The sequence below is a fragment of the Bifidobacterium sp. ESL0825 genome, assembly GCF_052606465.1.
Window position 1 is genome coordinate 1,000,448 of sequence record NZ_CP199589.1, and the last position, 12,681, is coordinate 1,013,128.

A 12,681-nucleotide genomic window follows, 5' to 3' on the forward strand; every position below is an offset into this window, starting at 1 on the left:
GGTTATCCCCGCCTGTAGGTCACGTCGGACAAGGGCATGAGGGACTGGTTCAGATCGACCGGGAAGCCCTCCAACCCCGTCCGCCAGGCCGTGGTCACCCGGTAGTTGAAGAGCCAATCCGCCGCCGCATCGTTGCTGACAATCCGGGCGGCCTGGGCCAGGAGCCTGTCGGAGTCATCGGCGGAGGTCGTGGCCATGGCCTGCCTATAGAGCTCCTGGACCTGACGATTGTCATAGTTGTAGTAGTAGCCGGGGTTGGCCCACTGATGGAAGTCGTGGCTCTCGCCATGATCCACCAGAGACAGGTCATAGTCCTTGTTGGCATGGACGTCCTGGAGCCAAACCGAGAACTCCACCACCCGCACATCCAGGTCGATGCCCACCTGACGCAGCTGCGAGCGCAGCTGATCGCCCAACTCGCTGCCGTAGGTGTTGGCGTAGGTCAGCCGCAGCTTGAGCCGGTGACCGGGACCGTACCCGGCTTGGGCCAGAAGCCGCCGCGCCTGCTCAGGATCGTGGGGGTAGAGCCCTGTCAGATCCTGATAGCCGGGATCCAGGGAGGGTATGGGGCCGCCCAGGGCCCTGTCCGATCCGCCCCGGGAGGCGATCAACTGCCGATGGTCGATGGCATGGCGGATGGCCTGCCGCACCAGCGGGTCGGATGTGGCGGCACCCTTGCCGTTCATGGCCAGAACGTATTTGTCGGTGTCGTCGCCCGCCCTGACCTGGAAGTCGCGGCTGTTGCGGAAAGGACTGGCCAGGTTCTCGGTGACCGGAGCCAGCACCTGCACATCCCCGCTGCGCAGGGCGTTGACGGCAGCGTTGTCGTCGTTGAGGTAACGGATGACGATGGTTGGCGTCTTAGGCTTGTCGCTGCCCCAGTAGTGCGGATCGGCCTTGAGGGTGACCGAGTCGTTTGGCCGGAAGCTTTCCAGCAGGTACGGGCCGGATCCCACGGCCTGGGTCTTCATGTCGTAATGAGCACGACGGTCAAAGACCAGGCCAGCCCGGCCGCTCAACTGCCAGAGCAGGTCCTGGTAGGGTCTGGACAGCGTCAGACGCACCGTCAGCGGATCTGTGGCCTCAACGCCCTGGAAGCCCTCCAGCATCTCGCTGCCCTGGTAGTGGCCTGCCATGAGCCCGCGAATGGAGTCGACCACGTCCTGGGCCCGAAGAGCATGACCGTTGGAGAAGCGGATGCCCTCATGCAGGTGGAAGGTGTAGACCAGGCCGTCCTCGGAGACATTCCAGCTCCTGGCCAGCCCTGGGCGCACCTGGTTCCGGGAATCCCGCGACACCAGGCCCTGATAGACATTGCCGATCAGAAGCTGATCCAGCGCCGTACCCGACTGATTGCGGATGTCCAGATTGGTGGGAGCCAGCTTGAGCCCCACCGTGACCGTGTCCGCAACAGTTCCTCCCTCGGCCTGGCCAATAGGTCCACGATGCCCGGCCCACAGGGAGAGTGCCAAGGCCAGGGCCAGCAGGAGACTGAGCAGCTTCCAGGGCAGGGTGTTGCCGCCCGACTTCATGGGTCTGATCCTGGCGTTGAGTTCGGGGTCAGTGCTGGGGCCTGACTCCTGGGCCGCCTCTGTATCTGCTGCGGTCACGCTGCCATGGGCATGCGTGCCGTGTCGATCTGCGTTCATTGACGAATCCTTATGCTGTGGTTGACCGCCATTCTGGTCGATCACCGCCCACCAGCATACTCCCCGAAGCCATCACCCAGGCTTATGCGCTTAGGATGGATCCGGAAAGCGCCACGCGCCCGGACGACGGCAGGGAGGAAGAGACATGCTGCTGGCCATCGACATCGGCAACACCAACATCGAGGTCGGATTCATGGAGGGCGACCAGGTTGCCGCCTCCTACAGGCTGACCACAAGGATCGACCACACGGCCGATGAGTTCGGGCTTCTGCTGGGGCAGCTCATGGCCCTGGCCGGCTACAAGACTGCGGACGTGCAGGATGCCATCATCTCCTCGGTGGCTCCTGCGGTCATGCACGCCGTCAGATCCTGTCTGATCCGCTTCTTTTCCATCGACCCCATGGTGGTGGGCCCCGGCGTGAAGACGGGCATGAACATCCGTCTGGACGACCCGCGCTCCCTGGGCGCCGACTGCCTGGCTGACTGCGTGGGCGCCTTCCACCGCTACGGAGGGCCTGTACTGGTTATCGACTTCGGCACGGCCACCACCTTCAACTATGTGGATGACAGGGGCGCCATTCGCTCAGGCCTGATCGTGCCGGGTATCCGTTCAGGGGCCCAGGCCCTTGCCGGTCAGACCGCCCAGCTCCCCCAGGTGGAGATCACCCGCCCTCAGACCATCATGGCTACGGGTACCAGGACGGCCATGCAGGCCGGGCTCTATTACAACTTCCTCGGCGGTCTGGAGCGGATCATTCGCCAATACCGCAGCGAGATAGGCCGGGACTTCCACGTGGTGGCCACGGGCGGCATGGGTCGCACCTTCTCAGAAGACACCGACCTGATCGAGGTCTACGATCCCGAGTTGATCTTCGCCGGCATGTACAGGATTCACCAGCTCAATGCCGATGGCCGACCACACGCTGCACCAGCGCGCCATTGACCTGCAGACTGGCCTGCTTGCCCTCCCCGTCAACGCTGGCCAGTGAACCCACCAGGGCTTGGCCCTCCAGCTGAACCTGCACCGGATGCCTGGTCCTGTTGAACAGAAAGACGAATCGCGTCCGGTCATCCTTGCTCACTCGCTCAACTCTCAACAGATCGGGGTCGCCCTGGACTGACCTCATATCAGCAATATCCAGGGCCTCCAGCAGGGCAGGAAGAACCTTGGCCAGATCCTGGGCATCCAGACGGCAGCCCAGATAGGCGGCCTTGCCATGACCCCAGTCATGGACGGTCATGGCCGGCATGCCATCCATCCCTGTCCAGGGATCCGCCCGGTAGCTTGCCAGGACCTTGGTGCCCTTGTCCAGGTGACCGATGACATCGGCCCAATCGTGCGCCGTAACCCCATTGGTCAGATCCAGATGGTCCAGCAGACCGGGCACACCGGGGGCCATGGGTGCGAACTCCTCGACCGACAGACCCAGCAGGTCCCGAAGCGGCCCCGGATATCCTCCTGTCCAGACGCGGTCCTGCTCGTCGGCGATGCCGCTGCCCCAGGTGACGATCAGCCGCCCTCCACTGTGTACATACTTGTGCAGCCGCTTGGAGAGGTCAGCGTCGATCAGGTAGAGGGCTGGCAGGACCACCAGCGGATACTCCTCCCATCCGGCCCTGACCGGCAGGACATCGGGCCGGATGGCGTTGTCCAGAAAGGCCCGGTACCAGACCGGCGGCTCCTGGCCATGCTCGACCCGATCGCTGGGTGAGGCTGCCTGGGAGCTGGCCCACTGGCTTGCGTAGTCGAAGACCAGGGCCACCGGGGCCTTGGCCAGCGTACTGCCGGCCAAACCAGCCTGCGAGAGTCCCTGCAGGTCCCCTCCAAGCTGGCAGACGTCACGGAAGACTGCCGTGTCCTCGCCGGCATGAGGCAGCATGGCCGAGTGGAACTTTTCCGCGCCAGCCCGGGACTGCCTCCACTGGAAGTAGCAGATGGCATCAGCACCAAGCGCCAGATGAGCCAGGGAGTCACGCTCCAGCTGTCCGGGCTCCTTGCGGGGGTTGACCGGCCGCCAGTTGACCGCTGAGGTGGACTGCTCCATAAGCCACCAGGGACGCCGACGGGCGATGGCATCCACCAGGCTGGAGGAATAGGCCAGCTCCTCCAGATGATCCCTGCCAGGCGTCACATAGTGGTCGTTGGCCACAAAGTCCACCTGGTCGCCCCAGTCGTCATAGTCCAGGGCGAATCCGCCGGCGCTGACCATGAAGTTGGTGGTCAGGGGGATGTCCGGGGTGATCTCAGCCAGGGTGTCCCGCTCGGCCATGTAGAAATCCTTGAGGGCATCGGAGCTGAATCGCTCGAAGTCCAGCATGCGGCCCGGATTCTGAAAATTCCCTTGGCCGATGAAACGCGGTGGCAGAATCTGCGAGAAGTCGCTCAGCCTCTGTGACCAGAAATCCGTGCCCCAGGCGCGGTTGACGGCCTCGATGTCCTTGTAGCGGCGGCGGCACCAGCGCTGGAAGGCCCGCATGGCATCGTCGGAATAGTCGAAGCGATTGTGACAGCCATACTCATTGCCCACATGCCAGGCCACCAGATAGGGGTTGTCCCGGTAGTGCTCGGCCATGGCCCGGCAGAGTTTCAAAGCGTAGGAGCGGAAGACCGGCGAGGTGGGCCGCCAGTGCTGCCGGGCCCCGGGCCAGACCGTGTCGCCCCGCTCGTCCCTGAGCAGAACCTCAGGATGGGCCTGGGTGAGCCAGAGCGGCGGCGAGGCCGTGGCCGAGGCCAGGTTGACCCCGATGCCCGCCCTGCCAAGCTTGTCGATGATCCGGTCCAGCCAGTCGAAATCGAAAACCCCCTGGCTGGGCTCTATGCGCGACCAGGAGAAGACCGCCAAGGCCACCACGTTGACCCCTGCCTTGGTCATCAGCCTGATGTCCTCATCCCATGTATCCTCAGGCCACTGGTCGGGGTTGTAGTCGCAGCCGTACCAGAGGGACTGCTGACCCTTGAGATGCTTGGGCCATCGATAGGGCCGCCGTGTCGGTTTGCTCATGGGTAGAACCTCCTGGTCCGTCTCAAACCTCGGACGGGGATACCTGCCGCGTCCACGTCGTCCCGCGGCTCGGGGATCCCCTGACCATTATGTCTTACCAGTCTGACCGTTCAGGCTTTTCCTTGAGGCTCCAGGGGAACGGAAGAGGTGAAAGTTCGATCAACCCCGGTGAAGGGGTCCGTGAATTCCAAGCGACGGGCCACCAATTGCAGTGGTCTGGAGAAGTCGTCATAGGCCCGGGACTGGATTCGGGGGTAGAGATCGTCACCCACTATGGGCAGCCCCAGAGCGTTCATGTGCACACGAAGCTGGTGGGTCTTGCCGGTCTTCGGGTAAAGGGTGTAGGTGGCCAGGCATCCCAGGCCCGCCGTCAAATCGACCCGAGTAACCGCATTGACAGGCCCTCGCTCCTCCCAGGCCCGGAGAACCCCACGGCGCTTGATCATCCTGGAACGGCGCTCCAGCGGGAAGACCCGGGGCGGATCCAGGTGTCGCACAGTGCCGGTCCGCGGACGCACTATGGGTCGCACCGGCGCCAAGCACTGGTAGGCCTTGCGCACGCGATGCTCCTGGAAGAGCATCTGATAGGCCCGCCTGGCAGCCGGATCTCGAACCAGGACCAGCACGCCCGCAGTAGCCCTATCAAGCCGGTGGGCAGGGATGATGTCGGGCTCCCCGTAGAGTCGGCGCATTCGGATCAGCACAGTACTGGCGTACCACATCCCTCGAGGCATAGTGGCCAGAAAATGGGGCTTATCGACCACGATGATGCGCTGGTCCTCGTATATGATTCGGGGTTCGAAGGGGATCCGCGGCTCCTCAAGGACCATCCGGTGCCCCCGCTGCCCGGACCCGACAGCCATGAGATCCTATTCCACCGTGACCGACTTGGCCAGATTGCGGGGCTTGTCCACATCCAGACCCTTGAGCCGGGCCATGTCCAAGGCGAACAGCTGCAGGGGGACCACGTCCACCAGGGGGCTTAGCAGGGTTGGGCAGGGCGGCCTCCAAAAGACCACGTCAGCATAGCGGTCGGCGTCCGGGTCGCCCTCCTCGGCCACGACAATGGTGAAGGCGCCACGGGCCTTGACCTCCTCGATGGCCGAGATGACCTTGTCGTGCAGCACATTGCGGCCCCGGGCGCTGGGCACGATGACCACCACAGGCTCCCCCGGCTCCACCAGGGCGATGGGCCCGTGCTTGAGCTCGCCAGCGGCGAACCCCTCAGTGAAGATGTAAGCGATCTCCTTGAGCTTGAGCGCCCCTTCCAAGGCCACCGGATAGCCCACATGCCTCCCCAGGAAGAGGAAGGAGCGAGCCTTGGACATGCGCTGAGCCGTCTGGCTGATGACCTCGGCCTGTCCGTCCAGCACCTTCTGGATTTTGGCTGGCATGGCTTTGAGGCTGTCGATGGTCTGGTGGATCTCGTCTCGATACATGGTCCCCTTGACCTGGGCCAGGTAGAGACCCAGCAGGTAGGCCGCCACGATCTGGGCCAGGAAGGCCTTGGTGGAGGCCACAGCCACTTCTGGGCCGGCGTGGGTGTAGAGCACGGCGTCGGACTCCCTGGGGATGGTGGATCCCTGGGTGTTGCAGATGGCCAGAACCCGTGAACCCTGCTCGCGTGCGTGGCGAAGCGCCATCAGCGTATCCATGGTCTCTCCTGACTGGGATATGGCCACGACCAGGGTGCGCGGGGTCAGAATGGGATCACGGTAACGGAACTCATGGGCCAGCTCGACCTCCACCGGGATGCGGACCCAGTGCTCGATGGCGTACTTGGCCACCAGCCCTGCGTAGGAGGCCGTTCCGCAGGCCACAACGATGATCTTGTCGATCTGGCGGAAGACCTCCTCATCGATATGAACCTCGTCCAGATCCAGGTCGCCCGACTCGTCGTATCGGCCCAACAGGGTGTTGGAGACGGCAGCCGGGTCCTCGTGGATCTCCTTGTCCATGAAGGAGTCCCATCCGCCCTTTTCGGCGGCCGAGGCATCCCAGTCGACGGTATAACGGCGGGGATGCTCCACCGGGTGCCCTTGGAAGTCCGTAACCTTGACCTGGTCCGCGCTGATGCAGACGGCCTGGTCCTGCCCCAGCTCCATGGCCTGGCGGGTATAGGCTACGAAGGCCGCCACATCGGAGCCCAGGTAGTTCTCCCCGTCTCCCAGGCCGACCACCAGCGGCGAATCGTGTCGGATGCCCACCACCAGATCAGGCTGACGTGAGTCCACAGCCAGGATGGTGAAAGCTCCTTTGAGCATGCGGGCCAACCGCCTGATGGCCTCGAAGATGTCGGGCTGGCCGGTGGCATCGACGATCTCCTGGGCGATCTTGCCCAGAAGCTTGGCCGCCACTTCGGTGTCCGTGGAGGACACGAAGGTGTATCCCTCGGTCTCCAGGTCCAGCCGCAGCCTTGAGGCGTTCTCGATGATCCCGTTGTGGATCAGCGCGACCTTGCCGTCACGGCTGGTGTGGGGATGAGCGTTGACATCAGTGGGTTCGCCATTGGTGGCCCAGCGGGTGTGCCCGATGCCCACGGTGGCTTCGGGCATGGGCTTGGTCTTCAGATCAGCGACCAGATTGCCCAGGCGCCCCGCCTTCTTGCGTATGGCCACCTGCGTCATTCCCGGGGCAGCAAGAGCCACTCCAGCCGAGTCATAGCCCCGGTACTCCAAACGTTCCAGACCCTTGAGGCAGACCTCCAGGGGCCTGCCGCAGGCCGTCCGCACCGATCCCGCATAACCGACGATTCCGCACATGGACCCCAGTCTAGCCATGGGAGTTCCGCCGTCGCCTGTCCGGAAGGCTTCTTGCCGGAATTTCTACAACCTGGACAGGGCCTGAGCCTGCGGAGGCTAGAGTACGGTATGCAAGAATTCAGCGAACCTCTCGGAGTGCGGATGGTCGATGATGTCAGGGCCTCCCTGCTCCACCACGACTCCCTGATCCATGAAGACGATCTGCTCGGCCACCTCGCGGGCGAAGCCCATCTCATGGGTGACCACCACCATGGTCATGCCCTGTTGGGCAACCTGCCTCATGACCCCCAAAACCTCTCCCACCAGCTCAGGATCCAGGGCTGAGGTGGGCTCGTCGAAGAGCATGATGTCAGGGTGCATGGCCAAGGCTCGCGCGATAGCCACACGCTGCTGCTGACCACCGGAGAGCTGGGCAGGATAGTAGTCCATCCTGTCCTCCAGCCCTACACGTTCCAGCTGGGCCTGAGCCTCCTGGCGGGCATCGGCCTTGGGAACCCGGCCCACATGAACCGGCGCCTCCATGACGTTCTCCAAGGCAGTCATGTGGGGGAAGAGGTTGAAACGCTGGAAGACCATGCCGATCTTGGATCGCTGCCTGGCAATAGCCTTGTCATCCAGGGTCTGCAGCACAGAACCTTTGCCGGTATTGATTTTCTTGTATCCGGTCAGCTCGCCGTCCACATAGATTTCGCCGGCTGTGCGGGTCTCCAGCTGGTTGATCAGCCGCAGCAGGGTCGACTTGCCTGAGCCGGAAGGCCCCAGGACGGCCGTTACCGTGCCGGGCATGACTTCCAGGTTGATCCCCCGCAGTACATGCTGGTCGCCGAATACCTTGTGCACATTCCTGATGACAATAGCCGGATTCTTATTGACTTGCCCATTTTTCCTGGTCTGCCTGTCCTCGTCCATGATTTTCCTCCTGCGCTCAGGCGTTCAGCCCGGCCATCATGACCTTGTTGACCTTGTCAGTTTCCTGACGGGTCTGCGGGTCCTCGCCATCCTTGCCGTCCTTGGCCCCTGATCCGGTCAGGGGCCGCGAGTCGAAGCCCTTGCCGTAGTGCTTCTCCAGCTGGGCCTGGATGACCATCAGAACGGAGGTGATGACCAGGTACCAGATGCAGGCCACGATCAGCAGCGGGATGGTCTTGTAGATGCGGTTGGCGATGGCGTTGGTGGCGAACTGGAGCTCCAGGGTGAAGGGCACGGCAAGGGCCAGGGATGTGGTCTTCAACATGCCGATGGTTTCATTGCCGGTAGGCGGCACGATGATGCGCATGGCCTGAGGCAGGACGATCCGTCGCATGATCATGGAGGGCGGCATGCCCAGAGCCTTGGCGGCCTCCTCCTGGCCGGGGTCCACAGCCTCGATGCCGGCGCGGACGATTTCGGAAAGGTAGGCAGCCTCGTTCAGTCCAAGCCCCAGAACCGTCGCCACGGTGGCGTTGAGCACGGTCTTGGTGTCGATGCTCCAGAACTCCGGCCCGAAGGGGATGCCTATGGCCAGCTTGGGAATCAGCACGGAGAGCAGGCCCCAGAAGACCAGCTGGGTATATACAGGAGTGCCGCGGAAGAACCAGATGAAGAACCAGCTGACCCAACGCAGGACCGGATTGGACGACTTGCGCATGACCGCCAGGATGATGGCCAGGATTGTGGCCAGAACCATGGCGTAGACGGTCAGCAGAAGGGTCCACTTGATGCCGTCCAGGACATGCTCGTTGAAGAGATACTTCCAGACCGTGGGCCAATCAAAGTTGGGATTGGTCACCATGCCATGGATCAGCATGGCCACGAAAACGGCCACGATGACGGCGGCCACGATCGGCCCCGGCTTGCGCACCGGCCTGGCCTCTATTCTGCCGGGGATCTGAATCTGGTCCGTCCCCTTCTTGGTATGCATCTCCTGCTTCCTTCCGCACCGCTGAACTTATTCAGGCCCAGCCTATCCAGCCGGGCCAACCGCTAGGCGCAGTCCGGTTGTTGAGCCGGCCCGCGCCTAGAGGCCTGTCTCAGTCAGAGACCGCAGGGTTGATCTCCGCCTTTTCGACTGCCCCGCTCTGGACGCCCCAATTCTTGAGGATCTTGGCATAGGTGCCGTCGTCGATCAGCTTCTGGAGCGCCGCCTGGGTGGCCTCAGCCATGCCGCTGCCCTTCTTCAGAGCGGCGCCTTGCAGGACGATGTCGGTATCCTTGCCCAGCTTCTCCAGCTGACCGTCGGTCTGCTTGATGGCATATCCGGTCACCTGGGAATCGGCGTAGAAGACGTCGATCTTGCCGTTGACCACCGCTGTGGCGGCATCAGTCTGCTGCTTGTAGGACTGCACATCCACCGGCTTCTTGCCCTTGGCCTTGCACTCGGCCGAAATCTTGTCGGTCGCCTGCTGCTCTTCGATGGTGCCCGTCTGCACACCGACCTTGACGCCGCAGATGTCGTCAGGATTGATCTTGTTGGGGTTGCCTTTTTTGACTGCAAAGGCCGTGCCTGCCTTGAAGGTGGTGACGAAGTCAACCGACTGCATCCGCTCCTTGGTGATGGTGAAGCTGGAGATGCCCGCGTCGTACTTGCTGCCGATGGCCGGGATGATGGTATCGAAGGAAGCGCTGACCATCTCCCCCTTGAGCCCCATCACCTTGGCGATGGCGTTGGACAGGTCGACGTCATAGCCTATCGGTGTCTTTCCGTCCTCATTCATGAATTCACCCGGAGCATACGAGGTCTCCATGCCCACAGTCAGCTTGCCGTCCTTGGAAACCGACTCGGGCACCTTGGCCGCGATGTCCGGATCCTTTTTGATGCCACTGACGTCAAAAGCCGCCGGATGGGAACTTGTTGTGGACTTGCCCGATGCACTGTTGCTGTCCGCCTCGTCGGTAGTTCCGCAGGCCCCGAGGGAGGCCAGCAGGGTGACACTCAGAGCCGCCGCCAGCACCGCCTTGATCTTGCCCATGTCTCTTCTCCTCTTCCGGACCGCCCGAGGCGACCCTCCGTATCCCTTGATCGACATGCACTATTATGCACACATTTGTATTTTTATGCATCCAGCTGATTGTTGATCATCGATTGCAGTTTGTTCTGCAGGGCAGATTTTGGCTCCAGCTCAAGCTTCAGAAGCTTATAGAACACTGCCAATCGTCTTAGCTCCGGGCGTGTCGATCTGCATAGTGCAAGGAAATATCAGGAGGCAGCCGGCCTATCCGAGAATCAGAAAGTGCATCAGCAGGTGTCTCAGCCCCGACGGTTCCGGTAGCGCATGGCCCTTTGGGCCTCGCGGCGGTCCTGCTCCTCCCGCAGGGACTGACGCTTGTCATACTCGCGCTTGCCTCTTGCCACGGCGATCTCCACCTTGACTCTGCCATCCTTGAAATACAGGCTCAGGGGGACAATGGTGTAGCCCTTGGCCTGAATCTGCCGCTCCAGGCGAATGATCTGCCTGGCATGCAGAAGCAGCTTGCGCTTGCGCTTGGGGGCATGGTTATTCCAGGTGCCATTAAGGTATTCAGGGATATTGGCGTTCTCCAGCCAGACCTCGTGCCTCCGGTCGATGCTGACAAACGACTCGGCCAGGGAAGCCCGCCCCTCACGCAGTGACTTGACCTCAGTCCCGGTCAGAGCTATGCCGGCCTCGTACCGATCCTCAATCTGGTAGTCATGACGAGCCCTGCGATTCTGGGCGATCATGGTTGTGCCGGTTTCCTTAGCCATAATATCCTCCTCTGGATCGCGCCAAGGAGGCTACCTGGCACTCCGGACAGCGATAGTAACGTTCCAAGCGGCGGACCTGGCCCGCAACGGCATCAGTAATGAACGTATTGGTAGTTGCCGGCCCCATAGACCGTCTCATAAGTCGGGAAGGAGGCGAAGCCGGTGCCTCCTTCGGAGATGAGCACCGATCCATCTGCATTGACCCGCTCGACCACAGCCACATGGCCATAGGTCCAGTCAGCGTTCCAATTTGTAACTCGCTGGCCGCGGGCGAAGACCATGGCAGCACCGACATGGGGGGTGTTGTTGACCAAATAGCCAAGGCCACGTGCCTTGCCAGCCCACTCAGCCCCGTTGCCCATATAGGATCCCACAGGCAGGGAGAGCTGCGAGCGGCGGATGTAGGCCCAGAGCGTGCACTGACGGGCGGGGTAAGCGCTGCCGCCCACCGAGTTGCCGGTGGGATGGCCGTAGCAGAACCCAGAACCCTCAGGACAGCTGCCAGGCACCCCGTAATTCATGCCGGAGGCACCTCCACCGCCCCCGTTGCTCGGCGGAGCCGGCTGCGGAGCCGGCGATGGTGCGGAGCCGCCACCGCCGATCTGCTGGGCGCCGCCGGCATGAGGATCGGCCCCGCCGCCGGCATTGCCAGTGTTGAGGGAATCGATCATAGACTCGGTGGCCACAATGTCAGCGGCCTCACGGGCCGATTGCGTGGTCAGGGCGGCCTTCTGCCCCTCCAGCTGCTTGCGTGCTGCAGTTCCCTGGTCGCGCAAGGCCTGCAGACTGTCCTGCTTGGCTTGCGCCGCGGCTGCCGCCTGCTGGGCCGCTGCCTGCTGCTGGTCGGCCTTGGCCTTCAAGGTGCTGATCTGCTCCTCGATGGCCTCGAGGCGCTGCTTGCGATTCATGGACGAATTGAGGGTGTTGGCGGCATCATTGGCCGTGTTGGCCTCGGATCGGGTCACGGCTGCATCGGACTGCATCTTGTCCACAAAGTCCTTGGTGCTGGAGGACTTGGTCACCACGTCCATGACCTGGGAGGCCTCAGAGCCGTGGAAGCTCTTTCTCGCCATCTGCGCCACACCGGCCTTGGCGTCGTCATAGTCGATGCCGGTCTGACGGATCTTGGCCTCCAGGTCGGCACGATCCTTGCGGGCCGCCTGCAGTCGGTCATTGGTGGCCTGAACCAAACTGTCGGCCTGCTCGGCCTGCTGCTGAGCTTCGATAGCGCTCTGCTGGGCCGCCGGGATCTGGTTGGCAGTCAGATCGCTGAGACTGAGAATCTGGTTGGCCAGCTCGCTGTTGACACCCGCCAGCTTGCTCTTCAGAGCCTCATGGCTCTGCACCTTCTGCTGATAGCTACTCCAATCGGCCCGGGCCGGTGCGGGGGCCACTGTCAACCCCAGGATCCCACCGCCCAGCATCATGGCCAACGACCCCACCAGGCCGCAGATGGCTTCCAAGTGCTTCGTACGATTCATGGTCAAGTCCTCACTATCACTTATCCATGCTAGTCATCATTATGGCAGAGTTCGGGCCCATAAGGACAATCGGCCCGTCGCTGC

Annotated in this window: 10 protein-coding genes; 1 reads left to right on the forward strand and 9 read right to left on the reverse strand. The window is 62.6% G+C overall.

All coding sequences use genetic code 11. The features are described 5' to 3' along the window. Positions 1 to 2: 2 nt before the first annotated feature. On the reverse strand, positions 3 to 1,649 hold the full coding sequence (locus ACUIAG_RS04295) for an ABC transporter substrate-binding protein (RefSeq protein ID WP_445340298.1): 1,647 nt from the start codon (positions 1,647 to 1,649) through the stop codon (positions 3 to 5). 145 nt (positions 1,650 to 1,794) lie between these two features. Between ACUIAG_RS04295 and ACUIAG_RS04300 the strand changes: the two genes are divergently transcribed. Continuing rightward, positions 1,795 to 2,592 carry a type III pantothenate kinase gene (locus tag ACUIAG_RS04300; RefSeq protein ID WP_045924713.1) on the forward strand — a complete coding sequence of 266 codons (798 nt, stop codon included), beginning with the start codon at positions 1,795 to 1,797 and terminating at the stop codon, positions 2,590 to 2,592. Here the strand turns inward: ACUIAG_RS04300 and ACUIAG_RS04305 are convergent. The 8 genes from ACUIAG_RS04305 to ACUIAG_RS04340 all read right to left on the reverse strand — a co-directional run bounded on the left by ACUIAG_RS04305 (position 2,549) and on the right by ACUIAG_RS04340 (position 12,597). Continuing rightward, positions 2,549 to 4,651 (reverse strand): beta-galactosidase, encoded by a 2,103-nt coding sequence (locus tag ACUIAG_RS04305; protein ID WP_445340299.1) that lies wholly within the window; start codon positions 4,649 to 4,651, stop codon positions 2,549 to 2,551. The genes ACUIAG_RS04300 and ACUIAG_RS04305 overlap by 44 nt on opposite strands. A 110-nt stretch (positions 4,652 to 4,761) precedes the next feature. Beyond that, positions 4,762 to 5,514, reverse strand: a complete 753-nt coding sequence (locus tag ACUIAG_RS04310; RefSeq protein WP_445340300.1) for a pseudouridine synthase — start codon at positions 5,512 to 5,514, stop codon at positions 4,762 to 4,764. Positions 5,515 to 5,520: 6 nt separating this feature from the next. Beyond that, entirely contained in the window at positions 5,521 to 7,413 is a 1,893-nt protein-coding gene (gene glmS, locus ACUIAG_RS04315; protein ID WP_198189421.1) for a glutamine--fructose-6-phosphate transaminase (isomerizing), read from the reverse strand. A 96-nt stretch (positions 7,414 to 7,509) separates the two neighbouring features. Then, positions 7,510 to 8,322 carry an amino acid ABC transporter ATP-binding protein gene (locus tag ACUIAG_RS04320; protein ID WP_445340301.1) on the reverse strand — a complete coding sequence of 271 codons (813 nt, stop codon included), beginning with the start codon at positions 8,320 to 8,322 and terminating at the stop codon, positions 7,510 to 7,512. Between the two features lie 16 nt (positions 8,323 to 8,338). Next, positions 8,339 to 9,313, reverse strand: coding sequence for an amino acid ABC transporter permease (locus ACUIAG_RS04325; RefSeq protein ID WP_445340302.1), 975 nt, complete (start codon positions 9,311 to 9,313; stop codon positions 8,339 to 8,341). Between the two features lie 109 nt (positions 9,314 to 9,422). Continuing rightward, entirely contained in the window at positions 9,423 to 10,361 is a 939-nt protein-coding gene (locus ACUIAG_RS04330; protein ID WP_445340303.1) for an ABC transporter substrate-binding protein, read from the reverse strand. A 278-nt stretch (positions 10,362 to 10,639) separates the two neighbouring features. After that, entirely contained in the window at positions 10,640 to 11,116 is a 477-nt protein-coding gene (gene smpB / locus ACUIAG_RS04335) for an SsrA-binding protein SmpB (protein ID WP_313838171.1), read from the reverse strand. A 92-nt stretch (positions 11,117 to 11,208) separates the two neighbouring features. Continuing rightward, positions 11,209 to 12,597 (reverse strand): CHAP domain-containing protein, encoded by a 1,389-nt coding sequence (locus tag ACUIAG_RS04340; protein WP_445340304.1) that lies wholly within the window; start codon positions 12,595 to 12,597, stop codon positions 11,209 to 11,211. Positions 12,598 to 12,681: the final 84 nt, after the last annotated feature.

Excerpts from the sequence above, each read along its gene's own strand:
- ACUIAG_RS04295 (WP_445340298.1), bottom strand. The coding sequence starts at position 1,649 with ATGAACGCAGATCGACACGGCACGCATGCCCATGGCAGCGTGACCGCA.
- ACUIAG_RS04300 (WP_045924713.1), top strand. The coding sequence starts at position 1,795 with ATGCTGCTGGCCATCGACATCGGCAACACCAACATCGAGGTCGGATTC.
- ACUIAG_RS04305 (WP_445340299.1), bottom strand. The coding sequence starts at position 4,651 with ATGAGCAAACCGACACGGCGGCCCTATCGATGGCCCAAGCATCTCAAG.
- ACUIAG_RS04310 (WP_445340300.1), bottom strand. The coding sequence starts at position 5,514 with ATGGCTGTCGGGTCCGGGCAGCGGGGGCACCGGATGGTCCTTGAGGAG.
- glmS (WP_198189421.1), bottom strand. The coding sequence starts at position 7,413 with ATGTGCGGAATCGTCGGTTATGCGGGATCGGTGCGGACGGCCTGCGGC.
- ACUIAG_RS04320 (WP_445340301.1), bottom strand. The coding sequence starts at position 8,322 with ATGGACGAGGACAGGCAGACCAGGAAAAATGGGCAAGTCAATAAGAAT.
- ACUIAG_RS04325 (WP_445340302.1), bottom strand. The coding sequence starts at position 9,313 with ATGCATACCAAGAAGGGGACGGACCAGATTCAGATCCCCGGCAGAATA.
- ACUIAG_RS04330 (WP_445340303.1), bottom strand. The coding sequence starts at position 10,361 with ATGGGCAAGATCAAGGCGGTGCTGGCGGCGGCTCTGAGTGTCACCCTG.
- smpB (WP_313838171.1), bottom strand. The coding sequence starts at position 11,116 with ATGGCTAAGGAAACCGGCACAACCATGATCGCCCAGAATCGCAGGGCT.
- ACUIAG_RS04340 (WP_445340304.1), bottom strand. The coding sequence starts at position 12,597 with ATGAATCGTACGAAGCACTTGGAAGCCATCTGCGGCCTGGTGGGGTCG.